This window comes from Echinicola arenosa, assembly GCF_014841125.1.
Classification (GTDB): Bacteria; Bacteroidota; Bacteroidia; order Cytophagales; family Cyclobacteriaceae; genus Echinicola; species Echinicola arenosa.
The window spans coordinates 1,039,908-1,064,814 of record NZ_JACYTQ010000002.1; the positions used below are offsets into that span (position 1 = coordinate 1,039,908).

The following is a 24,907-nucleotide window of genomic DNA, read 5'->3' on the forward strand; positions in this document are numbered from 1 at the left end:
ACTATGAGATTTTTAAATAGCCTACTGTTTTTGTTTTCCATCTTAATATTGTTGTCTTGCAATGTCTCCGAAAAGAAGGTCATAGAGGAAGCCGACCAGGAAGTAGATGCGAAAGTGCTGAGTACGAGAAAGAAGTTTATCGGTACTTGGGCGCTAAATGAGCAATTTGTTGCAGATGAAAGCAAAAAAGATATAATAGCCCGATTTGAACTTAAGGCCGATTCCACAGCACAAATTCATTATGGGACCAAGGTAGTTGAGGGAAAATGGAATATAGGGGGGGAGTCCATCAAAATAGGTAAAGGAGAAGCCTATTTAAGTGGTGATTTAATTTTGCAGGTATATAATATCGATAAACACACAAGTATTTTTTCATTTAAGCTGGACTCTTTGGTGCAAGGCATTCCATTGACAATTGATAACGGGAAATACAAAAAATTATAATTGATTGACTATGAAAAACTGGAAATATATAGCTATAATACTAATTGCTTTTTTTATTGCTTTTAATTACAAAGAACCTTTAAAGGAAGCTCCAGATTATAAAGAACCTTTAGAGGAAGCACCAGATGTTTCTAGGGAGGAGGTTTTGGGAAGGTGGAAATCAATAACCCGAACAAGAGGATAGGTCCGTTCAGGACAGCTCCGTGGAAATGTCATCTTTCGAATTGAAATCTGATTCCACGGCTATCGTATTTTGGGGTGAGCGAGAAGTAGAGGGAAAGTGGAGGTGGAAATATTCCAAGGAATTTGGCAACAATACTTTTGGATTTTCTATGTCCTGTGATCTGCTTTTGGTAGTATTCATAGGTAGCGGCAATATGCATATTAAGGATTTTCAGCTAGGGAAGAAAAATGAAGCATTGATTTTGCGAGTTGGTGATGAGGATTACAAAAAGGAATAATAGGATGATATCAAAGATAAAATTGCTTATATTCAATACTTACTAAATTTCTGAAGATCATGAAACTAGGTGCTTTTTCCATTAGTCTTAGTGTGAAGGATATTAAGGCTTCCAAAGAATTTTATGAAAAATTGGGATTTGAAGTTTTTGCTGGAGATATGGAAAAGAACTACCTGATCATGAAAAATCACAATTCTTTGATCGGCTTGTTTCAGGGCATGTTCGAACAGAATATTCTGACCTTTAATCCGGGTTGGGACGAGAATGCCAAGAGCCTGAAGGATTTTGACGATGTTCGGGAAATCCAAAAACAATTGAAAGCTAGTGGACTGGAGCTTGATCAAGAAGCCAACCCCTCCTCTACTGGTCCAGCCAGCATTTTTCTAATTGATCCTGATGGAAATCCTGTGCTAATCGACCAACATATTTAGTACCAAGAAACTAGACCAGACGCTAGTGCTAGGCGTTAGATTTTAGAGGCTATAAATAAGATGATAGGATTAATTTTGAGCTTTCGGCTCAATAGGATCTAACCATAAATTGGCCCTTTTGGTGCAATCATAAAGCTGAAGAAGCATCACTAGAAAAAGCAAGCTTTGTATGTCTTGCTGGCTCAAAATTGTATTCTAACTGTCCCAAACTAAAATTCCATACTTTACTCGAACAACAATGAGCGATTACATTTGGTATGCCAGTTATGGATCCAATTTGTTGGAAGAGCGTTTTTTATGCTACATCTGTGGAGGGCAGCCCAAAGGAGCCATTAAGCGATATAATGGCTGTGTGGATAAGTCTCTTCCCATTAAGAAAAAAGGCATTGAAGTTCCTTACAGGCTATATTTTGCTAAAAAAGCAAAGATCTGGAATGGGGGTGGAGTAGCGTTTATCCACCATGAAAAAGATGCTTCCCAGCAGACCTTAGCGAGAATATACCTCATCAAAAAAGCGCAATTTTTGGATGTGGTAATGCAGGAAAATGCGCTTACTTCCCGCCCCTTGATTGATTTTGAACAAATAATTGACAAAGGTAAGCAGGTATTGGACAAGGCCGGTTGGTATGACCTCTTGCTTCATTTGGGAGAAGAGGAAGGAGCACCCATTTTTACTTTTACCACAAGAGGATTATTTCAACCTTATACCCCACCTCATGAGAGCTATTTAAGTACAATTATTCGGGGAATAAAAGAATCACACCAATGGACAGATCAAGCCATTTCTAATTATTTGATTCAAAAAGAAGGAATTATTTCAAACTATTCTGATGCTGAACTGAGCGAATTGATTCGCAAGTCTATTTGATGTAAAATGATTTTATATCAATTTGTCATTTGTTAATTTTAGTCAGTTTAAAATCAGAGTGAAATGGAAATATCCCTTAAGAACCAACGAATTTTGGTTACAGGAGCCTCCAGAGGTATTGGAAGGGCCTTGGCTACGCAGTTATCCACATCAGGAGCTGAAGTGTTGATCCACTATAACCGGAACAAAGGAGCTGCGCAGTCCTTACAATCTTCTTTGCCCAATAATTCCCACTTGGTCCAATGCGATCTTTCTGACTTGGAGCAGGTAAAAGGCTGGTTGTTCAAACTGGTGGACAAATATGGAAAGATTGATGCGGTCATTAACAATGCCGGTATTGCCAAATCCATTTCTGATGAAGCTTCCACTATGGAATGGACCAGCAATTGGTTGGAGACTATGACGGTCAATGTGCACGCACTGGCCATTATCAGCAAAGAGTTTATTAACCATGCCCGATTAAACAAAAATGGACGCTTAATCAATATCAGTTCCCGGGCCGCTTTTAGGGGGGATACCCCAGATTACTTAGCTTATGCTGCTTCAAAATCGGCATTGGTTGGCTTTACCCGTTCTATTGCTCGCTATTATGGCAAAGAAGGAATCCGGGCCTTTATCATTGCCCCAGGATTTGTACGGACCGATATGGCCCAGGATTTTATGAACCAATATGGAGAAGAGTTTGCATTGAATGATATTGCTTTGGAGAATTTGACAGAACCAAAGGACCTAGCCCCAATGATTTGTTTACTCTGTTCGGGCTTGGCAGATCATGCCACGGGTAGCACCATAGATATCAATGCTGGATCTTATGTACATTAATTAGGAGCTAGATAACAATTGAGAGACAATAGATTTTTGTACTCCCTACTCAATCCTACAAACCATGAACAAAAAGGATTTCCGAAAATATGCCCACGAGTTGGTGGATTGGATGGCAGATTATATGGAGCAAAAGGAAAGCTATCCAGTAACACCCCAAGTATCTCCTGGTGAAATTTATCAACAACTTCCGAATGATGCTCCGGAAGTACCTGCCAGTTTTGAAACTATTTTTAAGGACTTTGAAGAGATCATTATGCCGGGCATAAGTCATTGGCAGCATCCAGCCTTTTTTGGGTATTTCCCAGCCAATAATTCGGAACCTTCCATTTTGGCTGAAATGCTGATGGCCACGCTTGGTGCTCAGTGCATGTCTTGGTTGACTTCCCCTGCTGCTACGGAGTTAGAAGAAAAAGTCGTGGAGTGGTTGCGGGATGCCAAGGGTTTGGATTCCAACTGGAAAGGTGTAATTCAAGATACAGCTTCTACCGCGACACTTTGTGCCATTTTAGCTGCCAGGGAAAAGGCAAGCGGCTTTTCCATTAACCAAAAGGGCTATAGTGGAAAGGAAAAATATAGGGTATACAGTTCATTGCATGTACATTCTTCTGTAGACAAAGCGATGCGCATTGTTGGTTTGGGGGAAGAGAATTTGGTCAAAATCAATGTGGATAAGTCCTTTGCTATGGATCCAGAAGCACTTGAGTTGGCCATAAAAGCCGATTTAAAGAAAGGCTACAAGCCCATTTGCGTGGTTTCTGCTTTGGGAACGACCAGCTCCACGGCCATTGATCCTATTGATACGATTGGGGATATTTGTATCCAATACAACTTATGGCACCATATTGATGCTGCATATGCAGGCACCGCTCTATTGTTGCCGGAATACCGTTGGATGAGTAAAGGACATGATAAAGCAGACAGTTATGTCTTTAATCCGCACAAATGGATGTTTACCAATTTTGATTGTTCTGTCCTCTATGTGAAAGATGCCCAACATTTGGTCCACACTTTCTCTATGACGCCCGAATACCTTAAAACTTCCCATGACCAGGATGTGAATAACTACCGGGATTGGGGCATACAACTGGGCCGCAGGTTTCGCGCTTTGAAACTTTGGTTTGTCCTTCGGAGTTATGGTTTGGAAGGCATAAGAAAGAAGCTTAGGGTGCATTTATCCTTGACCCAATCTCTAGTAAATTTGGTCGAAAATGAATCAAATTTGGAGTTGGTTTCTCCTATTCCTTTGAATACCATTTGTTTCCGTTTTGTGGATAAGTCATTTGGTCTTGAGAAGCTCAATGAAATTAACCAGCGGTGGATGGAGTCAGTAAATGCTACAGGGAAAGCATTTTTTACCCATACAAAGCTGGATAAGAAGTACTGTATCCGTTGGGTGATTGGGCAAACAGATGTGAACCAGTCTCACATTGACAAAACTTGGACTTTATTGATGGAAATACTAGAAGACATAATTGAACCAAACAATTAATCATGGCACGTAGGAATCCCATATTTACACCGGAATTGATCAAGGTCATTAAGATCTTTGGTCTTGCATCGGTGGGGATCGTGTTGGTGTTTTCTTTTTTCAATGAATACAGAGCGGATAATACAGGAGATGCAGAAGTGACGCATATTACTGATGCTAGCCGATTGTACTTTAAAAATGTCCGTCAAATCTATTATGATATTGAAAGAAGAGATGATGCTAAAGTGGATATTTTTAGGTACTCGAGAAATTCGAATAACAAAAAACTGCTTTTTCTCAACCTTTCTATTATATTAAGCCGTATAAAAAATGAAGCCTATATCTTCGTGGAACCATCTGAAGCCCTCGAAAAGCAGGAGGAAATAGAAATTAGATGGAAAAATCAATCAAGCCAAAAGCAAGGAGAAATATACTTTAGGTTTGGGGATCGTTTTACACATTATGATTTTGTTTCTAAGTTGGCGCCATTAATTGAGGAGAACATTGATTTTGAGGTGAAATTTGATCAAGAATGGCAACCAATATTGGTATCTGAAAAAGAGCGTTTTTCTTTTAAGGTTACTGCAGAGGATTATTTTAGGCTTGTAGAGTAAACCCAAAGTAATACCATTATGGACGTTAAAAAAATAGACAATCTCTGGAGATTTCTAGGGATCCGAAACAATGTACCGGTGAAACTGGAATTGGATCATCATGTGTCCTACTCTTTTGTCAAAGGAAATATTCAGGTCAAGCACCAATTCAACCCAAAGCTATGGCAGGAATCTTCTTTGGTGATTCAAGAGAAGTCTTTTCAAGAAAAGTCTGTTTTGCAACATTACCACCACAAGAAGCAACGATTTGGTTTTCATACCGAAATGACATCAACGCATGTGCAAATATTTTTTCCCAGAGAGTTACTTCATTTCAAGACCAAATATGAAATGGACATCCAAAAGGATCGTCACGGCAATTACCAAATTATCCTCAGCCCTTTTGTGCCTAAAAATGTTTATGAGATTTTAGACAGTGTAAATTTCACTTGTAGGGAATTGTGGAAGAAGGATTTTTTCTCGGAAAGCATCCGAAACTGAGTGCTACTTGCTTAAAAACTGAATAAGTCTTATGATCAAAGAAACGAGAATGCTCAATAGGACCATAGTGGTTATGGGAAAGTAAAACCGGAAATTTTCCCTTTCTATACGAATATCACCGGGTAATCTCCCGAGCCAACTGAGTTTATCACCCAGAAAATATATCGCCAACCCAATCAGTGTAATACTGATCCCAATACCTATTACCCATTTTGCAGTTTCAGCGTTCATAGGCGCTTATTGTTGACGCTTCAGCAATGAAGTTATTAATATTTTCCAAAAATGGTAGTGTTCACAAAAGTCAAGTATATTTGGGGATGCACTCAATCTTATTTAAAATGAAGTACTGTTTGACTATTTGCTTTGCATTATGCTTTTTATCGTTTTGGGTTTCTGCGCAGGATAGTTATAGGCTGGAAATTCAGGCATTCCAAAATCACCTAAATGATGAATTAGGCAATCCTGAAGAGTCGCCCCTAAAAAGTGAAGACCTAGAGCAATTCGAAAAGCTTGAGTTTTTTCCTATCAACCCTAAATTCCATGTAAAGGCTATTTTTATAAGGACTGAGAATCAAAAGCCTTTTAGAATGAAGACCACTACCACACGGAGGCCAATTTATGAAAAGTTTGGAGAGGCACATTTTGAGCTGGATGGTAAAAACTATGTACTCAATATTTACCAAAGTCACCAACTAAGGGAAAGGGAAGAATTCAAGACACATTTGTTTTTGCCTTTTACGGACCTCACCAATGGAGATAGCTCATATGGTGGAGGAAGGTTCATTGACTTAGAAATTCCTTCAGATCAAGAAATAATTATTGATTTTAATAAAGCGTATAATCCCTACTGTGCCTGCAATTCACGCTATTCATGTCCCATACCTCCAAAAGAAAATGATTTACCTTTGGAGATTAAAGCAGGAGTAATGAAATTTCATGATTAGTGACAATTGAGTATTTTAGAAAGATTTCCACAATCGATCAAACTCCTTTTCAAATGTCCTGATCGTGTGGATATCTTCTAACAATACAATGTTCTCATAATTGTATTCAGCAGCTGATCTTGTCCAATTGTAGCTTCCTGTTAAGATCTTTTTACGGTCAAAAATCGCAAACTTATGATGCATATGGACAGGACTATTGTCTTTTTGCACCAAAATTCCGGCTTGTTCCATTTGCTCGATGTCAGAACCCAAATCAAAGGACTTGTCATCATCGGTTATAATTTTGATGGAAACTTTTCTGTCATGGGCATGTAATAGTTCTTCTGTGATGCGATCATCACTAATAGTAAAGACACAAATGTGGATAAGTGAACTCGCATTCCGAATTTCTTGCCGGATTGCATCCCTACAAGCATTTCCCGGACTAAAAAAGGCAGCTGTAGCCGAAGTAGCTTGCGGTTCCTGATTCAATACCTTAATGGCTTCATAAAACCATTGGATCAGGTTTTGGCTTTTTATATCCTCGGTATTTTCCACTGCCATTTGTTTGATTTCTGACAGCAGAACTTGCCTTTCATGCGTGGACAAATGATTTAAATCAGTCTTTAAAGCCTTTCTTTCCGAACGGGAAAGGACATGATCTTGTAGGCTGTCTTTGAAGTTTTGAATAATTTCTTCTAGGGGAAGCATTATCTTTTCAGTTGGTTAGATAAGCCGAAGCAATTGAAGTTGAGTTTATTAATTTTATCTAACATAATAATTTGCAATGATTGAAGTGGCATTTTCCACATGGATCAGCGAAGCTTTTACAGTGGATAAATAGTAATTTGAGACTTTAGGAGCTTTTAAAGTACATTTTCCTCAAAAAGCTTCTCTAAGGTTTTATCCAAATCTTGGGAAAAGCCGGTGTGTGGTCTAGAGGTTTGGATAACTGAACTTCTGACAGCGGTGAGCCATCGAAACCGTGAAGCCAGATCCATTTCGGCTATTTTTCCCCCATTATCTTTTCCAAAACAGATTTTGTCAAAAGAGGATAAGTTGAGTTTGATCATTTCAATATCTGCTGCTGCATCCAAGGCCAACAATTTGGTTTCGTTCAAATGGGTCTTGACTTTGAGGAAGCCACTTTTGGCATCGCAAAGGATCACTCCCGCATTGATAAACTCTTCTCTTTCCACCCGAGGTACCACCCGGATGATAGCATATTCAAATAAGTGCTGCTCTTGCATCTTGGGCTTCTTTGGTAAATTGATCGGCATAAGAAAATCTCAAATGTAAATATTCTTGATAAACATCCCGCAATGCCTCGGCATCTTCCCCATCACCACTTGCCAACAGCCATTCCTCGGGAATCAGGGAGACCACTTCTTTTATTTTTTCAGGACTCAATAACTTTTTAAAGCTTTCATTGGCTTCATCCAATTGACTGGCTCTGGGAAGCAGGACATGGTTTTGGATAATGGGGAAAGACTTAGTGGCACTTTTTTCCCAGTTGGTCCAGGCATGGTGAAAAAGCAAGGAAGCTCCATGGTCGATAAGCCATAGCTCGCGGTTCCACATTAGCATATTGGTATTGCGGAAAGTGCGGTCCACATTGGTGATCAGCATGTCCAGCCAAACTATTTTGGAGGCAAGCAGCGGGTCTACCTCCATGGCCAAAGCATCATAATTGATGGCGCCAGAAAGAAAATGCAGGGCCAGGTTTTGGCCTTGGCTGCTTTTGAGCAGATCTTGGATTTCCTCATCTCCTTCTGACCTACCAAAGGCCGGGTCCAAAAAGGCAAATACCAGCTCAGGCACTTTGAAGCCTAAAAGTCTGGCGATTTCACCACCGATCAGTTCTGCGATCAATGCCTTTTCACGCTGCCCGGCACCCTTGAATTTCAAAACATATTTGAAACCATCATCGGCATCGGTCAAGGCCGGCAAGGAGCCCCCTTCCCGAAGAGGAAGAATATATCGGGTCACATTTACAGTGCGTAAATCCATAGTTTTGATAAAAAGGTTAACTGGGGATAAGCCTGATGATTCTAATCAGATCGACCAACTTTTCCCAGTTCAAATATTGGACAATATATTTTAAATTGAAACTAAAGGCTGCTTTTAGGGAGCTTGTTTAGTCAAGTGTTTTTAATGTAGCGTACTAGCAAGATTGTACATTTATTAGCATTCCCAATTTTTTATTAATTACAGGAAACCCTAGACTTTTTTAATAATGGAAATTTGGATCATAATCCATTTACCTATAGGGTTTTTAAAAAGTCTTCAACCACCGGCACATCCGCCTCAGCCCAATCTAGATTCAATAACTTTTCTTTTGGAAGCCACTGATAGGCCTGGTGTTCTGCCAAGTGCAATTCACCGGATTGGATGCTGGCGATAAACGGTATTAAACAGATTTTGAAGTTGGGGTATTGATGAATGACCTCGGGCAGCTTCTCTCCTGTTTTGATATCCAAATGCAGCTCTTCCTTGATCTCCCTGATCAGGCATTCCCGTTCTGATTCCCCATTTTCCAGCTTGCCACCGGGGAATTCCCATTTAAGGGGCATTTTCATCTTTTTACTTCTTTGGACAGCGAGCACCATTCCATCATGAACAATAATGGCGCAGGTTACCTTTAACATAGAAAAGTGGTTTTGTTCCCTAAGATAGGAATGAAAGAATAATGTTTATAAAATATTGTGTTCTAAGCTCAATTCTGGGATAACTTTTTATTCTTTCTTTTCCATTGATGAAAAGAAAGAAAAATCTAGGCCATGAAGCTTTCTTCAAATTGAGCGAATTTCGTTACCGATTAAAAGTGTTTGCCTCAATTTGATTTTGTGCCAGTCATTGTTGGCTAAAAATGAGTGGATCTCGCTCGTCCACTTCGCGAGCTAACTCATTTTCTTAACGCCCACATCAACTGCCTCAAAACCGAAACCTTCAAAAGGCCATTTTATGGAATTCAGTTGAATATTTCATTTCTTAAATGGAATGTGTAAAGTCTCAGCTAGTCAGATTGTAATTAATTAAAACCTTCAAATTATGAACTCCTATATTAATATTCCTGTTGTCCCGTCAGCTGCCCTGATTAATGTTGGGCCCATGATGCTGTTTTTCAAAGATTACTAAATTGCTTTAGGTCCACTGATTTTCAATTTTACAATTTTTCAATCCAACAGTTCGAAAGCAATCCACAATTAAACGGTTAAGCTCTCAATCAACATATCTCCAATCTCAAGTCTCTCGTAACAAAGCAATAATACCACTTACTTTATCAATCTCGTAAAAAGCCTTAATTTTGAGACATGAAAAATCGTGCAGTTATATTCGATATGGACGGAGTCATCTGTCATACCAACCCCTATCACAGCCAAGCTTTTGATCGATTCTTTGAAAAGCGGGGCATGAACCCTAGCCAAGAGGAGTATGCAGCACATATGTACGGGAAACCAAACAGTTATATCTTTAGTTACTTTTTGAACAAGGAAATTACAGCGGAAGAATTGGTGGAGTTGGAAAATGAAAAGGAAGGTTTGTTTCGGGAAATATATGCCTCACAAGTAACACCCGTGCCGGGTTATTTGGAGTTCTTGGCAAGTTTAAAAGAACATGGTTTGAAGACTGGTGTGGGTACTTCTGCTCCGCGTGCCAATATGGATTTGATCATCGATACTTTGGGTATCAGAAACCAGATGGAATCTTTTATGGCCAGTGAAGATGTAAAGACCCATAAGCCTAAACCAGAAGTGTATTTGAAATCTGCAGAAAACTTGTCCACAAATCCTGAAGATTGCGTGGTCTTTGAGGATTCTTTTTCAGGGGTAAGTGCGGGAATCAACGCAGGGATGCAGGTGGTAGCTGTCCTTACTTCCCATACCAAAGAAGAGTTGCCTCCTTGCCAATATTATATTGAAAATTACAACGAATTTTCGGTCCAAAAAGTACTTGAAATGCTTGGATAATTTCAAATACAAAAAACAGTAAAAAATATACATAATAATGTGGAAAAAGTTGTTAATAGCTTTCTTCCACATTATTTTTTAGTTGCCCATTGCGGTAATCACTAATTTTCGAGGACCTCCGTAATTTCTGAATTCCCCCAAATAAATGCCTTGCCAAGTTCCTAGGGCCAATTTTCCTCTGGAAATAGGAATATTTACAGTACAGCCAAAAACGCTGCTTTTGATATGGGCGGGCATATCATCAGGGCCTTCATATGTGTGGATAAACCGTGGATAACTTTCAGAAACCATGTCATTGATAAAGGTTTCGAAGTCTTTACGTACTGTAGGATCGGCATTTTCATTGATAGTCAGGCCTGCAGAAGTATGTTGGATAAATACCTGTAAACTACCCTCTTGAATACCCTTAATTTCAGGTATGGCAGCTTCAACTTCATCAGTAATCAAATGAAAACCCCTACGGTAAGGTTGAAGTGAAATATGTTTTTGAAAGAATCGCATGTTGCAAAAGTAAGAAGGTCTCTAAATTTAACCATGGACACAAAGGATAAACCTGGTATTTTGATCCAATTCAATCAAAATCTCATTAATGTACTTTGTGAAAAAGTAATAATTGAAGAAGGTATTATCCACTGAAATAAAAGGGATGAACGCAGATGTTGATTTAAGGGATTACTCTGAAGGTTATATAGAGCAATCCTATTTTAGAAAACAACCTTCAATATTGTTTGTCCTGCCTGTGGAGTTTTGAAGGGGATTTACAACAATTGATTTTTCGAATTTTATCTTTGTTCATCTTTTATTAAATTACTAAAATAGCTGCTGATACATTTCTTCGAGCTTGGTGACGGGGATGACTTGGATGCCAAATGTGGATAAGTCAACTCCCTTTACCGCATACTTAGACACAATGATCTTTTTAAAACCCAATTTATCTGCCTCTGCTATTCGGTTTTCAATCCTGTTTACAGCCCTGATTTCTCCCCCAAGGCCTACTTCTCCCGCAAAACATAGATCAGGTGAAATGGGACTATCCTCATAAGAGGAAATCAGTGCCGCACAAACAGCTAAATCCAAACCGGGATCGTCCACACGCATGCCCCCTGCCACATTGAGAAATACATCCTGCTGGCCGAGGCGCATCCCTCCTCTTTTCTCCAAGACCGCCAAGAGCATATTGAGCCGTTTGGCATCATGCCCTGTACTGCTGCGCTGTGGAGTACCATAGGTGGCAGGACTGATTAGGCTTTGGATTTCGATCACCAATGGTCGGTTTCCTTCCAGCATCGCACCAATGGCGACGCCATTCAAGACCTCCTCACGTTGGCTGAGCAGGATTTCAGAAGGATTGGCCACGCCACGAAGTCCATCTGCCCGCATTTCATAAATTCCCAGTTCATTGGTAGAACCAAATCGGTTTTTGGAGGTTCTTAAAATCCTGTAGGAAAGGTGTCGGTCACCCTCAAACTGCAAGACTGTATCCACCATGTGCTCCAATATTTTGGGCCCTGCAATAGAGCCATCTTTAGTGATATGACCGATTAAGAATACTGGAGTGCCCGTTTCTTTGGCGAATTTCATCAATTCAGCAGTGCATTCCCTGACCTGCGAAACACTCCCCGCGGCAGATTCTACATGTTTGCTATGCAAGGTCTGGATGGAGTCGATGACCAATACTTGGGGTTTGACGGTTTCTATTTGCTGGAATATGTTTTGGGTATTGGTTTCCGATAGGACAAAGCAGTTTTCTGAATGAAACAGCATCCTTTCGGCACGCATTTTAATCTGACTTTCACTTTCTTCACCAGAGACATAGAGCACTTTGGTTTGGTTCAGTACCAAGGCGATCTGCAGCATCAAAGTGGATTTGCCAATGCCCGGTTCTCCACCAATTAAGGTCAGAGAGCCAGGGACGATGCCCCCGCCCAAAACCCGGTCCAACTCAGGATCCTTGGTCACCAACCTTGGATGCTCCTCATAGTTGATATCTTGGAGTTTTCTAGGTGAATTGTTGCGCTTTGTTTTTTCAGATCCTTGTTTCCAGCTTCCGCGGCCCGTTTCTTCCTTGTGGATAACCTCTTCAACATAAGTGTTCCACTCTCCACAGGCCGGACATTTCCCCACCCACTTGGGACTCTGTGCTCCACAGTTTTGACAAAAAAAAGCAGTCTTTATTTTAGGCATTATTTTGTTGTTGAAAATTGGGTTAATCTATAGCAGACTACGAGCTCTTCGTCAAGCTCAAGGACCAAAGGGAAAATATTGTTCAAACTCTAGCAGTCCTTGAGCCAGTCGAAATGGCTAATTAAGTTTTCCATATATTTTAGTGAGCTTCCAGCCAATCGCTGCCAGTTCCCACTTCCACTTGCATGGGCACATCTATGGTCAATGCCTCTGTCATTAGCTTGGGAATTTCATTTTTCAGTAGCTCTACCTCATCCTTGTGGGCATCAAAAACCAATTCATCGTGTACCTGAAGGATCATCTTGGATTTTAACTGTTTTTCCTCCATCCATCGGTGTACTTGGATCATGGCCACTTTGATCATGTCCGCAGCACTTCCTTGAATGGGAGCATTGATGGCGTTACGTTCGGAATAACCTCTCATGGTGGCATTTCGGCTGTTGATATCCCTGAGGTACCTCCTTCTGCCCAAAAGAGTCTCCACATACTCATTTTTACGGGCTTTTTCGATGCAGTCATTCATATATTCGCTGACTGCTGGAAATTCCTTAAAATAGGCATCGATAATTTCCTTGGCTTCGGTTCGGGAAATATTCAGTCTTTGGGAAAGCCCAAATGCCGAAATGCCGTAGATGATCCCAAAGTTGGCTGTTTTGGCTTTTCGGCGCATGTCGGAAGTCACTTCATCCAGAGGCACTTGGAAGATTTTGGCTGCGGTGGTGCTGTGGATATCCCTACCATTTTTAAAAGCTTCGATCATGGATTCATCCTTTGAAAAGGCCGCCATAATCCGCAACTCAATCTGGCTGTAATCAGCGGCAAGGATCACATGATCCTCATCTCTCGGCACAAATGCCTTTCTGATTTCACGGCCTCGTTCCGTCCGGATCGGAATATTTTGCAAGTTGGGATTGACAGAAGAAAGCCTTCCTGTCGCAGCTACAACTTGATTATAGGTAGTGTGGATACGGCCAGTCTTTGGATTGATCAAAGTAGGCAAGGTATCTACATAGGTATTTTTCAATTTGACCAATTCCCGATAATCCAAAATAGCCTGGGCAATTTCATGCTTGGGAGCCAATTTTGAAAGGACTTCCTCACCTGTGGCATATTGCCCTGTTTTGGTTTTTTTGGCTTTGGGATCCAGCTCCATTTTTACAAATAGTACTTCGCCCAGTTGCTTGGGAGAAGCCAGGTTGAATTTTACTCCGGCAAGTTCATAAACCTTTTTTTCTATTTCAACGATTTCCTTCTCCAAGGATGTGGATAAGTCTGCCAAGCTTTCCTTGTCCAACCGTACGCCTTCAAATTCCATAGCTGCCAAAACAGGGATCAAAGGGGTTTCTACCTCATAAAAGAGCTTTTCTAATCCCCGGTCTTGTAGGTCAGGATTTAATTTTTGCGCGAGCTGTAAAGTGATGTCAGCGTCTTCAGAAGCATATTCTACTACTTTATCCACATCTACATCACGCATATTGCCTTGGTTTTTTCCTTTTTTACCAATCAGGCTTTCAATGGAAACAGGCTTATAATTGAGGTAATGTTCAGCCAGCCAGTCCATGCCATGCTTCCCTTCAGGTTCGATCAGGTAATGGGCCAACATGGTGTCATAAAAAGTGCCTTTCACCTCGATACCGTAGTTTTTAAGTACCAAGACATCGTATTTGATATTTTGACCGATTTTGGTAATTTTTTCATTCTCAAAAACTGGCTTTAAAGGTGCCAAAAGCTTTTTGGCCTCTTCTTGATCTTCCGGAATGGGAATGTAGAAAGCTTCTCCGCTCAAATAGGAAAAGCTAATTCCAACCAGTTCAGCCCTATTGGGGTCCAAATCTGTGGTTTCAGTATCGAAACACAGTTCATCTTGGATTTCCAAATATTCAACCAACTCTTGGATGTCTTCCAGGCTGGCCACTTTATGGTAATCATGTGCCAGGGAAAAGACAGAGTCCAATTGGCTTGGTGCTGGAACGGGATTAACTTCCTCGGTATCTTCTTCCTCTTCTTCTACAACTGCATCTTGTGGGCCAGTAAACAGTCCCAATTGCTCATTGACTTTGACGGTGGGCTTTTTGATATTTTCACCAAAGACCCTTTTGGTCAATGTCCTGAATTCCAACTCAGCAAAGAGCGCTTTGAGTTTTTCTTCATCCGGACCATCATAGCTAAGGTCTTTTGGGTTAAACTCGATAGGTACATCCTGTTTGATGGTGGCTAACTCTTTGGAGAGCAAGCCTTGCTGTCCAAAGTTGACCACATTTTCTTTTTGCTTGCCTTTAAGTTCATCGGTATGTTCCAAAAGCCCTTCTATTGTGCCATAGGCTTTTAGTAGTTTTTTGGCGGTTTTTTCTCCAATGCCCGGAATTCCGGGGATGTTGTCCACCGCATCTCCCATCAGTCCAAGGATGTCACGTACTTGATCAGGGTCTTCGATTTCCCATTTTTCACAAACCTCCTTTGGCCCCATAATATCCACCGCATTGCCCATGAAGGCAGGTTTATATAGGAAAATGTGTTCTTCTACCAATTGTCCATAATCCTTGTCAGGAGTCATCATAAAGACCTCGAAGTCCTTGTATTCAGCTTTTTTAGCAATGGTACCAATGATATCATCGGCTTCGTATCCATCCAGTTCAAGGATAGGAATATTAAACCCATTTACAATTTGCTTCACCCAAGGAATGCCAATGGTAATGTCTTCCGGCTGTTCCTGCCTGTTGGCTTTGTAAGCCTCAAACTGCTCATGACGAAAAGTAGGTGCTGCGGTATCAAAGGCTACGGCTAGATGACTTGGTTGTTGTTTTTCGATTACTTCCAGTAAGGTATTGGTAAAGCCCAACATGATGCCAGTATTGAGGCCTTTTGAATTGATTCGGGGATTTTTGCTAAATGCAAAGTGGGCCCGATAGATCAAGGCCATGGCATCTAAGAGAAACAGTTTTTTCTTGTCTGAACTGGACATGGGTTTAATATGCTTTAAATGTTTGTGTTAGCCATAAAGGTAAAATTTCCCTTTTGGGAGAAGGGCTAAATTACAAATTATAATGGAAAGGAAGGTCAGGATTTTTGATCTAAGTACGATTGTAGAAATCATTGGTTTGGGCAGCACTTAAGTGACTCATAAAGGATAAAAATTACGGTATTCTATAAAAAAATCACCAGTCAGGAAGACTTTGGATTAATATTTGATTAAAATGCTTCAAATGCGAAGGGAGTAATTTTGCAATACTTCCAATTTTCGTAACTTATCAAAGGAATTGTAACAATTTGTTTATCATTAAACCAAAAATCAGTATGAAAAGAGTCGCGTACTTTTTAGCAGTGATGTTTTGTTTCACTGCTTTTGCACCGGGAGCCATGGCTGAGCCGGTAAAGAAGGACAAGGAAAAAACCGAATTGAGCGCTGAGGATGAGGCAAGGTTGGAAGAAATGAAGTCCAGGGTAGAAGAAATCAAATCCATGGATTTTTCAGAAATGAGCAAGGATGAGAGAAAGGAAGTGAGAGATGAGCTTAGAGGAATGAAAAAAGAAGCTAAAGCTATGGGGCAAGGCATTTATTTGTCTGTTGGGGCGATTATCATTATTCTATTGATTTTGATCTTGGTAACCTAATCAGGTGCCATAAAATAGAAAAAGGGGATTCAAATCACTTGGATCCCCTTTTTTATGTCCTGAACTTTATAATACTTAAAAAGCATAAGTAAAGCTGGCCACTACATTTCTTGGCTTTTGTGGATTGATGGTCGAGTATCCCGTGTAGTATTCTTTGTCGGTTACATTATTGATATTGATGGCAATTCTGAATTTAGGTGTACCATAGTTCACCGCCGCATTTAGAATGGTGTAAGATGGAAGCATGAATTCACCAGTAACTGGATTGTCCATAATGGCCAACTCACTATTGTAGTTTCCGCCAAAGCTAAAGCCCAAACCTTTGGCAATTCCTTGGGTAAGTGTGTAGGTGGCCCAAGCATTGAACAAGTATTTGGGGCCAGCTTGCGTTGGCCTTCTTCCTTCTTGCAGCCAAAGGTTACTTTCGTCTCCTTCCAATACTTCACTGTCATTATAACTATAGCCGGCTATTAGGCTTAAGCCTTTTACTGGTTTAGCCTGAATATCGAATTCAATGCCCCTGCTTTGCATTTTTCCACCTTGTAAGCTGTTATTGATGTTATTTGGATCCGCAGTAACCAAGTTATCCACAATGATGTCATAATAGCTTATTGTGGCATTGAGTTTTTCAGTGAATAAATTGGTTTTTAATCCCGCTTCAAATTGATTGGCGTGCTCTGGTTCAAATGCTTTTACTGATGGGTTGTTTCCGTCCGCATCGGCCACTTGCCTAGGGGCTACATTTTGGAAGCCATTCATATAATTGGCAAAGACAGAAATTTTATCCTTAATCGGCTGGTATATCAACCCAAACTTAGGAGAAAAGGCTGTTTGGTCGAAGTCATCTTCATCTGAAGTGATGTCACCCCTACTATTAAAGTAATCAAATCTTAAGCTGGCCATGGCAATCAATTGTGGGGTCAGGTTGATTACATCTGAAGCATACACACTGAATTGGTCATTTTGTGTGTTGGTGTTATTCCTGCTAGATGAGGCCAATACATTGTCCACAGAAGGTCTGGTGAGGTATCTTGGAGCAACTGTTTCCCCAGCATAGTTAACATAGTTGATTTCACCTTGTGGAGTTACGTTGTGAATCCAAGCGTACCCGGTACTGTTATCGATCAGGTTTCGGGTGTAGTAATCCATACCAAGAACCAAACGGTTTCGGTAATTCCCCAGTTTGAAGTCACCAATAAAGTTTTGTTGGATGTCCGAGGTATTGGTTTGGGCGAGTTGCTTACTGGTGTACAAGCTAAAGTCCCCATTGCCGTTTTGATTGTCATATAGATAGCTATAATAGCCGTCAGATTTGGAAATTCCTCTAGAAATTACCGTTTGAGATGTCCATTGGTTGGATAGCTTATAATTCATTTGACCCTGAAGGATAAACCTTGGGTTTTTCATGCTCAGGTCATTGCTTGTCAAAGAAAGCTTGTTATTATAGTTAAGCGCTTCTAAATTGTTGAATTGCAAGGGTACATTTCTTCCCAAGAACAACATGGTTTGGTTGGTTTTTTCCTCTTGCAAGAATTCTGTATTGACTAGGAAGGAAAGCCGGTCATTGGCTTGATAAGAAAAGGAAGGAGCTACAAAGACAGATTTCTTAAACCCAGCATCCTGAAAGCTGTTTTCAGTGTGATAGGCAGTATTGATCCGCATGTTCATGCCTTCGCTGATTGGGGCATTGATGTCGGCAGTGACACGGTTCAGCCCAAAACTTCCGGCTAAATAATTGATTTCTCCGCCAAAACCCTCGTATGGCTTTTTGGTGATGGTGTTGATTAACCCACCATAGGAAATCAAGCTACTACCGAATAAAGTACTTGAAGGGCCTTTGATTACTTCTATTCGCTCAATATTGGCAGGGTCCAAGCTGCCATTGGTCAGTCCTGGCAGGCCATTCACCATGGTAGCTTGCGCTTCAAACCCTCTTAAAGAATAATAGGAGGAACCATCGCCAGAACCTCTCCCAGTAGATTCCCATAGTTTATAGATTCCAGGGACATTTTTAAGGGCATCATCAAAACCTGTGATAGCCTGTTGCTTCAGCAAATCGGCAGAAACTGTATTGTAAACCTGAGGGTTTTCCAAATTACGCAGCGGCATCTTGGAAACATAATCACTTGTACCCGCATTGATATCTCTCTTATCACTGATGACAATCTCATTTAATTGATTGGCATTTTCTTCCAAAGTGATGGTGGGGACGGTGGTCATTTCTCCGGATTTTACCATAATTCGGGTACTTTGGCTATTCATACCAATAAAGGAGACCAAGAGGGTGTAGGTTCCCGGTTTGACTTCATCAAAAACATACTCACCTGCTTTGTTAGTGACAGTACCGGAGGAAGTACCTTTCAATAGGATGTTTACAAATTCGGCAGGAAAGCCATCCGAAGTCTTGACAATTCCTTTAATGCTGCCATTTTTGGCATAGGTAGTGCTCACTACAGCTATATACAGCCATAGGACAAGTAGTTTTCTTTTCATAGGAAGGGTGATTCCTTAATTAGAATAGTTTTAAATTAAGGCAAATTTACTGTTAGTAACCTCCTTTGCAAATAATTTAGAAGATTAATGAATCAAAAATTGAAAAATACCTATTTTAATTATTAATTAAAGCATCTTTAATTTAAAAGCTTTTCATCTTCCAATGTTTTTAAATAAGCTTTTACTTGAATGGCCTTCCACAAAACGATGCAAAGCAAGACCAGCCAGAGCAGTTCATTGAAACCAAGATGGAAGATAGTCCGCTTGTTCCATCCCAAGATATCGGCATAATAAGTGGCAAACCAAATGGCAGAAACCAATTTCCCCCCGATGCCTATCATGATCAGGTATAGCCAACTGATGGGATAAAAAGCACTGAGAAAGATCAAAAAACCTATAATCAAGCCAAAGCTGCCATAAACGGTAGAACTTATAGACGCCGGAAAATCTGGCTGCATGGACAGCCACAACAGCAAGGGTTCTCCCATCCACTTAAAAAATGCTCCCCAAGCAACGGTGATCATACCTGCCAACAAAAGTAAGCCCCTCATGGGCATTGAAAAGCGGGGAAATTCTTGATTTTTTTCCATGATTATTTTTTATAACTTCCAAAGGGATTGCCCCTTTACCCTACAAAACTAATCCATGAAAAATAAAAAAACGCCATTTTGGGCATTATTACTGTCCGGAATGATATTGATTACATCTGGTTTTGTCTTAGGAAGACATACCAAAGAGATTAGTGCTGAAACCATTGCTTGGGCGGAGCAGATCATTGGTTTGAGCTTTTCTCCTCCGGAACGTGATAGCATGAAATCACTCCTTCAGGATCAAAAGGTAAATTATGCCTCCATGAGAAAGCAGCCCTTGGTTAATGCCACTGGGCCTTCTCTGTATTTCAATCCGCTTCCGCATGGTTTCCATCCTAATCAAAACCAAGAACCCATCAATTGGGGTTTACCGGGAAAAATAGATTTACCCAGTGAAGACAAGGACATTGCCTTTATGACGGTGGCAGAGTTATCCACATTGATCCGTAACCAAAAAATCAGTTCTGAAAAACTAACCCAAATCTATTTGGAGCGGATAAAAACGCATAGTGATACTTTGGAATGTCTGATTAGTCTTTTAGAGGAAGAGGCTTTAAGCAAAGCCAGACAGATGGATGAAGAAATCAAACAGGGAAAATATCGGGGACCCTTACATGGCATTCCTTATGGCATAAAAGATCTTTTTTCGGTAAAGTCGACAAAAACTACTTGGGGCGCCATGCCCTATAAGGATCAGGAAATTGATGAGACCGCTACTGTGGTGAATAAATTGGATGATGCTGGGGCCGTTTTGGTGGCTAAATTTACCTTGGGCGCATTGGCCATGGGAGATATTTGGTATGGAGGAAAAACGAGAAATCCATGGAATTTGGAGCAAGGCTCATCAGGCTCCTCGGCAGGCTCCGCTGCTGCTGTCAGTGCAGGTTTGGTTCCCTTTGCATTAGGCACAGAGACTTACGGTAGCATCGTTTCTCCATCTACCCGAAATGGAGTAACAGGGTTGCGCCCCACCTTTGGCAGGGTAAGTAGGTCCGGGGCGATGGCCTTGAGCTGGTCAATGGACAAGATAGGCCCTATTTCCCGTTCCGCCTTGGACAACGGTATTGTGCTCTCCGTCATCAATGGTGTGGATAAGAAAGACAAAAGTACCATCCCAGCAGCTTTTAACTATAATGTGGATAAGTCAGCAAAAGAACTCAAAATCGGTTATTTTAGTGAGTTTTTTAAAACCAAGAAGCCTAATCGCGACAATGAAAATGAAGTATTGGATGTTCTTCGTGCCCAAGGATTTCAGTTGAAGTCCATTGCATTGGAGACACAGCTCGACGTGAACAGTATGATTCTGATGCTGATGGCGGAAGGTGCTGCTGCTTTTGATTCTTTGACACGATCGGGCGATGATGACTTGCTGGTGGCCCAACACAAAAATGCTTGGCCGAACCTTTTTAGAGCAGCTAGATTTATTCCGGCAGTAGAATATATTCAAGCAAGTAGGTTCAGGGCACAGCTGATCGAGGAAATGCATGCTTTGTTTAAGGACTATGATGTGATCATCACCCCGTCCTTTGGTGGAAATCAGCTACTCATCACCAACCTGACAGGGCATCCAGCGCTTTGTATGCCCAATGGCTTCAATGATCAGGGAAGTCCTACTTCCATTACTTTCTTGGCCAATCTGTATGAAGAAGAAAAACTGATCATGTTGGGGAGACTATATCAGGAAGGGACTTCTTGGGATGAGAAGAGGCCTCCATTATTTGATAAATAAGACTGGGTAAGGAAGTTTAAGGTTTGATCAGGTTTAGGAATTCCGCCTTATAGGTTTGACCGATAGGAACCGTGTTTTCTTTGATATGGATCATGTTCCCTTCAATATGGTCCAATTTATGGAGTGCCACGGCAAATGATTTATGTACCCTAATGAACTCATTGGAGGGAAGTTGCTGCAAAATACCTTGAAAAGTATCATGCACGATGATGGACTTATCCACAGTGATGACCTTCACATAATCCCCCAAAGCTTCCAAATAAAAGATCTCATCCATTCCCACTCTGAAAAGTTTTTTATCGGATTTTAAGATAATGTAAGCGCTTTCTTGGCTGAGCGGCTTTTCAGCATTGACTTTATGGATGGCCTTTTGGACAGCTTTGAGAAAGCGCTCAAATGGAAAGGGTTTCAAGAGATAATCCACGGCATCCAATTCAAAACCCTCAATGGCATATTGTGGATAAGCTGTTGTGAAGATCACATAAGGAGCGTTGGAAAGCGACTTATAAAAAGAGAGTCCCGACAGCTTGGGCATGTTGATGTCCAAAAAGATCAAATGGATACTTTGCTCATGAATGACCTCCATGGCTTCTAGGGCATGTTTACAAGTAGCCACTAAATTTAGAGAAGGACAGTCTGCAATGTACTTTTCCAGCAGATCCCTACTGGCTGGTTCGTCTTCAACGATGATGCAGTTAATTTTCATGTTTGATTTTCAGGCTTACTTTAAAGATAGACTCATTTTGGGAGATTTCGAAAAAATGCTGTCCCGGATAGAGCAAGGCCAGCCGGTTGCGGATATTGACCAGGCCAACTCCATGCTCTCCATCCTGTTTCTCACTTTCCTCAGGCAGGTTATTTTCAATTTCAAAGCTCAAATCATTATTGTCAGCCTGGACTTCGATACGGATAAATGTATCTGTAAGGTCACCCTTTATGCCATGTTTGAAGCTGTTTTCGACCAGTGGCATCAGTAACATGGGGGGAATGTGGATATCTTTTTCGATTTGGCTTTCAAAAGTAACCTTGGCGCTTTCTTCCATACGGTGGCCTTGGAGGCTGATATAATTTTTGATTTGCTCCAATTCTGTGGATAACGGCACTTTCTCCTTGTTAGAATTATAGATTACATAACGGAGCAGGTCAGATAGTTTAATGATTACCTCAGGGGTTTCATCCGACTTTTTTAACGCCAAAGTATAAAGCACATTGAGTGTATTGAAGAGGAAATGGGGGTTTACCTGTGCCCTCAAGGCTTTAAGTTCTATGTCCACTTTTTCTTTCTCAATTTCTGCTAGCTTTTGCTTGGATTCTACCAGCTGAAACCATTCTTTGGACAGTTTTAAAAGTGATGATCCCATCAAAAAAGCAGCAAAAAACTTGGTCAGATCCCATAAGGTATAGTAGGATATGAAATAGTAGCCAGGCAGCAAGTAGTCAATTAAATAGCTGAAAAGAATTGAATTGAAGGCTACTCCAATGGCCAAGGTGACAAGCAAAGCGATTAAATAGTAGAAATACTTTTTAGGACGTAATAGTCGGGGAATCCAACCGCTTAGATTCATGTAGACAGGAATGGCTAAAGTCACCATAAAGATGAATGTGTAGATCCTATCTACAGGAAAAATCTGGCTGTTATTGGCAAAGATATTGACCAGAACAAAATAAGTCAGCGTCCAAAAGAGCAGATGATGGAGGCTACTCTTTCGGGAGAGGGACAGAAAAGTACTTTGGAGTGGAGTTTTCACTTTATACTTTGGGTTTTAAGATCAAAGGTTCATCCGCAAAGGCATTTTTGTCATCTGAATATTTCAAAACAAATTTTTGCAATTCCTCTGGAGATGCGGTTAAAAGAAGCGAACCAGAAGGCTCTTCATGCGAAATTTTGATCCTGTTTTGCTCTATCAAATCTTCCAAAAATTCTCCATCAAAACCATAGATGGAGATTTGCCCATTTTCTAATTCTACTTTGGCAAAGGTATGCACAGGAAAAATATGGGTTGCACCCATATAATTTTCAAATTTGTAAGATGCAAAGTCAACTGGGAAGAAATCCAGATAGAGTTTATCCCCTAATTTTAACAAGAACAGTTCAAAAATAACTGTTTCACCATGCTGGATATGCTCCAAGTAATAGCGTTTATCATTATTGCTTTTTTCTGGGTTGTTTTCATTAGGTGCTGATTTCCAGATTTTCCAGGTGCTTCGTTCATTTTCTGACTCGTTCCCCACCCAAAGCCCTTCAAGCTGGGAATTGGTAATGAGATCCTTTCTGGTGTAAAGCGGATAGAGGCTAGGAACAACACAACTACTGACCAAAGCCAATATAATCAAGGAGAGCAGAGAAATTCTTTTTAGCATTTTCATGATCATTGAAGTTAAGATGAATAATGTTTTGAAGGTAAATGGAAGGAAAAAATCCAGAAAATTATTTCGATGAACAGGGTCGCATAGCCGTCAAACAAGATTAAATCTGCAAGACCACAAGGAATTATTTACGTTTGAAGCCCTTATTGAATGGTGTTGAATACTTAAATTTTAGTAAATTAATCCACTACTTCAATAACCTTAAATCAAAAATAATCATGGAAAACTCAGTTAAAATCCCGCTTTGGTTCTGGATCGTCTCCGCAGTGATGTTGCTTTGGAACTTGATGGGAGTAGGATCATTTTTTATGCATGTGGGCATGTCTGAAGAGGCTTTGGCTGCATTGTCAGAAGCGGAGCAGGAACTTTACGCTTCCTATCCGATGTGGACTACTGTTGCTTTTGCCGCCGCAGTGTTTGGTGGGGCATTGGGCTGTATTGGATTGTTGCTTAGAAAGAAGTGGGCCAAGATGGTATTGATTATTTCGCTGATAGGTGTCATTATTCAAATGTTCCATAGCTTGGTCATTGCTAAAGCTACTGATGTGTATGGTCCAGGTGCAGTAGTGATGCCGATCATGGTCATTGTAATAGCCATCTTCTTGGTTTGGCTGGCCAACTACAGCATCAAGAAACACTGGCTTACTTGATCCACCAACCGAATTCTATTTTCAACGTTATAAAAAACTATGGAATTAAGCATCGCAAAGAAGTTTTTATTGTTAGCTCAGCACCCTGAAAAAGCCAGGATGCTGATTTCGGGTGTACACATTCAATATGGTCTGGCTGGAGCCTTACTGCTTCAAATGTCATTGGAAGATAAAATAGAGGTTTCCGGTGAGGATATTTTGACCGTGAAAAGGGGAGCAAATTTTAATGATCCATTTTTGGAGGAGGTAGCCCAAATGATCCAAAGAAGTAAAAAGCCAAGAAAAATGAGGTATTGGATCCAAAAAGTGGGCCCAAAGGCATTAAAGTGGAGGCATCAATTCTATGATCAAATGGCCCAAGAAAGGCTTATTAGAGTGGAAAAGAAAAAGTTTTTGGGCTTGATTCCCTATACCCTTACTTATTTGGTAAACAGCCAAATCAGGAATAAAATGATCCAAGCACTTAAAAGCGATGTTTTTAGGAAAAAGGATATCATTCCTGAAAATATGGCTGTCCTTGGTCTGATTGAAGCCTGCAAGATGCACAATGTACTGAGCAAGGAAAAGAGCCAACTGGAAAGCATCAAAAAGGATCTTAAGCAATTGGTGAAGGAGAGCCCGATCTCCGCTACTGTCGATCAAACGATCAGGCAGGTTCAGGCTGCTATTATCAGCACCATTGTGGCCACCACCGTCGCAACGAATGTGGCCACATCATCTGGTTAATGAAGTATTGGACCAATCAAGTAACAAGATAAAGGGCTTCTCATTTGAGATGCCCTTCACTTATTTAGCAA

General features: G+C 40.7%; 29 protein-coding genes. 16 read left to right on the forward strand and 13 right to left on the reverse strand.

What is annotated here, in order from left to right:
* Positions 1-3 precede the first annotated feature (3 nt).
* The 9 genes from IFO69_RS09135 to IFO69_RS09175 all read left to right on the forward strand — a co-directional run bounded on the left by IFO69_RS09135 (position 4) and on the right by IFO69_RS09175 (position 5,591).
* Entirely contained in the window at positions 4-444 is a 441-nt protein-coding gene (locus tag IFO69_RS09135; protein WP_192009752.1) for a hypothetical protein, read from the forward strand.
* A gap of 10 nt (positions 445-454) precedes the next feature.
* Positions 455-628: a hypothetical protein gene (locus IFO69_RS09140; RefSeq protein ID WP_192009753.1), complete on the forward strand. Its 174-nt coding sequence runs from the start codon at positions 455-457 to the stop codon at positions 626-628.
* 25 nt (positions 629-653) lie between these two features.
* A complete protein-coding gene (locus tag IFO69_RS09145; RefSeq protein WP_192009754.1) occupies positions 654-905 on the forward strand; it encodes a hypothetical protein in 252 nt (83 codons plus the stop codon).
* Positions 906-964: 59 nt separating this feature from the next.
* Positions 965-1,336: a VOC family protein gene (locus IFO69_RS09150; protein WP_192009755.1), complete on the forward strand. Its 372-nt coding sequence runs from the start codon at positions 965-967 to the stop codon at positions 1,334-1,336.
* A 238-nt stretch (positions 1,337-1,574) separates the two neighbouring features.
* Complete coding sequence (locus IFO69_RS09155) at positions 1,575-2,204, forward strand: hypothetical protein (RefSeq protein ID WP_192009756.1); 630 nt, start codon at positions 1,575-1,577, stop codon at positions 2,202-2,204.
* A gap of 63 nt (positions 2,205-2,267) precedes the next feature.
* Positions 2,268-3,026, forward strand: coding sequence for an SDR family NAD(P)-dependent oxidoreductase (locus IFO69_RS09160; RefSeq protein WP_192009757.1), 759 nt, complete (start codon positions 2,268-2,270; stop codon positions 3,024-3,026).
* A 64-nt stretch (positions 3,027-3,090) separates the two neighbouring features.
* Complete coding sequence (locus IFO69_RS09165; protein WP_192009758.1) at positions 3,091-4,518, forward strand: pyridoxal phosphate-dependent decarboxylase family protein; 1,428 nt, start codon at positions 3,091-3,093, stop codon at positions 4,516-4,518.
* 2 nt (positions 4,519-4,520) lie between these two features.
* Positions 4,521-5,111 (forward strand): hypothetical protein, encoded by a 591-nt coding sequence (locus IFO69_RS09170; RefSeq protein WP_192009759.1) that lies wholly within the window; start codon positions 4,521-4,523, stop codon positions 5,109-5,111.
* Positions 5,112-5,129: 18 nt separating this feature from the next.
* Complete coding sequence (locus tag IFO69_RS09175) at positions 5,130-5,591, forward strand: hypothetical protein (RefSeq protein ID WP_192009760.1); 462 nt, start codon at positions 5,130-5,132, stop codon at positions 5,589-5,591.
* A 3-nt stretch (positions 5,592-5,594) separates the two neighbouring features.
* Here the strand turns inward: IFO69_RS09175 and IFO69_RS09180 are convergent, their stop codons facing one another.
* Positions 5,595-5,822 carry a DUF2905 domain-containing protein gene (locus IFO69_RS09180; protein ID WP_192009761.1) on the reverse strand — a complete coding sequence of 76 codons (228 nt, stop codon included), beginning with the start codon at positions 5,820-5,822 and terminating at the stop codon, positions 5,595-5,597.
* A 107-nt stretch (positions 5,823-5,929) separates the two neighbouring features.
* Here IFO69_RS09180 and IFO69_RS09185 point away from each other — a divergent pair, with 107 nt between their 5' ends.
* Positions 5,930-6,535: a DUF1684 domain-containing protein gene (locus IFO69_RS09185; protein ID WP_192009762.1), complete on the forward strand. Its 606-nt coding sequence runs from the start codon at positions 5,930-5,932 to the stop codon at positions 6,533-6,535.
* A gap of 15 nt (positions 6,536-6,550) precedes the next feature.
* Here the strand turns inward: IFO69_RS09185 and IFO69_RS09190 are convergent, their stop codons facing one another.
* The 4 genes from IFO69_RS09190 to IFO69_RS09205 form a co-directional block, all read right to left on the reverse strand.
* Positions 6,551-7,225 carry a phospholipase D-like domain-containing protein gene (locus IFO69_RS09190; protein ID WP_192009763.1) on the reverse strand — a complete coding sequence of 225 codons (675 nt, stop codon included), beginning with the start codon at positions 7,223-7,225 and terminating at the stop codon, positions 6,551-6,553.
* Positions 7,226-7,380: 155 nt separating this feature from the next.
* Complete coding sequence (locus IFO69_RS09195) at positions 7,381-7,764, reverse strand: DUF3037 domain-containing protein (protein WP_192009764.1); 384 nt, start codon at positions 7,762-7,764, stop codon at positions 7,381-7,383.
* Positions 7,742-8,524 carry a HipA family kinase gene (locus IFO69_RS09200; protein ID WP_192009765.1) on the reverse strand — a complete coding sequence of 261 codons (783 nt, stop codon included), beginning with the start codon at positions 8,522-8,524 and terminating at the stop codon, positions 7,742-7,744. Before IFO69_RS09200 ends, IFO69_RS09195 begins: the two co-directional genes overlap by 23 nt.
* Before the next feature lie 254 nt (positions 8,525-8,778).
* A complete protein-coding gene (locus tag IFO69_RS09205; protein WP_192009766.1) occupies positions 8,779-9,162 on the reverse strand; it encodes a (deoxy)nucleoside triphosphate pyrophosphohydrolase in 384 nt (127 codons plus the stop codon).
* A gap of 666 nt (positions 9,163-9,828) precedes the next feature.
* On the opposite strand from IFO69_RS09205, the gene IFO69_RS09210 reads away from it, so the two are divergent.
* Entirely contained in the window at positions 9,829-10,485 is a 657-nt protein-coding gene (locus tag IFO69_RS09210; RefSeq protein ID WP_192009767.1) for an HAD family hydrolase, read from the forward strand.
* A 78-nt stretch (positions 10,486-10,563) separates the two neighbouring features.
* On the opposite strand, the gene IFO69_RS09215 is transcribed toward IFO69_RS09210, so the two are convergent.
* Positions 10,564-10,986 carry a secondary thiamine-phosphate synthase enzyme YjbQ gene (locus tag IFO69_RS09215; protein ID WP_192009768.1) on the reverse strand — a complete coding sequence of 141 codons (423 nt, stop codon included), beginning with the start codon at positions 10,984-10,986 and terminating at the stop codon, positions 10,564-10,566.
* Between the two features lie 112 nt (positions 10,987-11,098).
* Between IFO69_RS09215 and IFO69_RS09220 the strand changes: the two genes are divergently transcribed.
* Entirely contained in the window at positions 11,099-11,236 is a 138-nt protein-coding gene (locus IFO69_RS09220) for a hypothetical protein (protein WP_192009769.1), read from the forward strand.
* Between the two features lie 59 nt (positions 11,237-11,295).
* Here the strand turns inward: IFO69_RS09220 and radA are convergent, their stop codons facing one another.
* Together radA and polA are read right to left on the reverse strand one after the other, a co-directional pair.
* On the reverse strand, positions 11,296-12,669 hold the full coding sequence (gene radA / locus IFO69_RS09225) for a DNA repair protein RadA (RefSeq protein WP_192009770.1): 1,374 nt from the start codon (positions 12,667-12,669) through the stop codon (positions 11,296-11,298).
* A 139-nt stretch (positions 12,670-12,808) separates the two neighbouring features.
* The gene (gene polA, locus IFO69_RS09230) at positions 12,809-15,631 is read right to left on the reverse strand and encodes a DNA polymerase I (protein ID WP_192009771.1); all 2,823 of its coding nucleotides are present in this window, start codon (positions 15,629-15,631) and stop codon (positions 12,809-12,811) included.
* Between the two features lie 332 nt (positions 15,632-15,963).
* On the opposite strand from polA, the gene IFO69_RS09235 reads away from it, so the two are divergent.
* Positions 15,964-16,281 carry a hypothetical protein gene (locus IFO69_RS09235; protein ID WP_192009772.1) on the forward strand — a complete coding sequence of 106 codons (318 nt, stop codon included), beginning with the start codon at positions 15,964-15,966 and terminating at the stop codon, positions 16,279-16,281.
* A gap of 75 nt (positions 16,282-16,356) precedes the next feature.
* Here the strand turns inward: IFO69_RS09235 and IFO69_RS09240 are convergent, their stop codons facing one another.
* Positions 16,357-18,774 carry a TonB-dependent receptor gene (locus IFO69_RS09240; RefSeq protein WP_192009773.1) on the reverse strand — a complete coding sequence of 806 codons (2,418 nt, stop codon included), beginning with the start codon at positions 18,772-18,774 and terminating at the stop codon, positions 16,357-16,359.
* A 137-nt stretch (positions 18,775-18,911) separates the two neighbouring features.
* Positions 18,912-19,364, reverse strand: coding sequence for a hypothetical protein (locus IFO69_RS09245; protein WP_192009774.1), 453 nt, complete (start codon positions 19,362-19,364; stop codon positions 18,912-18,914).
* Positions 19,365-19,419: 55 nt separating this feature from the next.
* Between IFO69_RS09245 and IFO69_RS09250 the strand changes: the two genes are divergently transcribed.
* The gene (locus tag IFO69_RS09250) at positions 19,420-21,093 is read left to right on the forward strand and encodes an amidase (protein WP_192009775.1); all 1,674 of its coding nucleotides are present in this window, start codon (positions 19,420-19,422) and stop codon (positions 21,091-21,093) included.
* A gap of 16 nt (positions 21,094-21,109) precedes the next feature.
* Here the strand turns inward: IFO69_RS09250 and IFO69_RS09255 are convergent, their stop codons facing one another.
* Genes IFO69_RS09255 through IFO69_RS09265 form a run of 3 tightly spaced genes read right to left on the reverse strand, consistent with a single transcriptional unit; the run spans position 21,110 to position 23,460 of the window.
* Entirely contained in the window at positions 21,110-21,799 is a 690-nt protein-coding gene (locus IFO69_RS09255; RefSeq protein WP_192009776.1) for a LytR/AlgR family response regulator transcription factor, read from the reverse strand.
* On the reverse strand, positions 21,789-22,841 hold the full coding sequence (locus IFO69_RS21795) for a sensor histidine kinase (protein WP_192009777.1): 1,053 nt from the start codon (positions 22,839-22,841) through the stop codon (positions 21,789-21,791). Before IFO69_RS21795 ends, IFO69_RS09255 begins: the two co-directional genes overlap by 11 nt.
* 1 nt (position 22,842) lies before the next feature.
* Positions 22,843-23,460 (reverse strand): ubiquitin family protein, encoded by a 618-nt coding sequence (locus tag IFO69_RS09265; RefSeq protein WP_192009778.1) that lies wholly within the window; start codon positions 23,458-23,460, stop codon positions 22,843-22,845.
* A 218-nt stretch (positions 23,461-23,678) separates the two neighbouring features.
* Here IFO69_RS09265 and IFO69_RS09270 point away from each other — a divergent pair, with 218 nt between their 5' ends.
* Both IFO69_RS09270 and IFO69_RS09275 read left to right on the forward strand, forming a co-directional pair.
* Positions 23,679-24,110: a hypothetical protein gene (locus IFO69_RS09270; protein ID WP_192009779.1), complete on the forward strand. Its 432-nt coding sequence runs from the start codon at positions 23,679-23,681 to the stop codon at positions 24,108-24,110.
* A gap of 39 nt (positions 24,111-24,149) precedes the next feature.
* Positions 24,150-24,836, forward strand: a complete 687-nt coding sequence (locus IFO69_RS09275) for a GOLPH3/VPS74 family protein (RefSeq protein WP_192009780.1) — start codon at positions 24,150-24,152, stop codon at positions 24,834-24,836.
* Positions 24,837-24,907 lie beyond the last annotated feature (71 nt).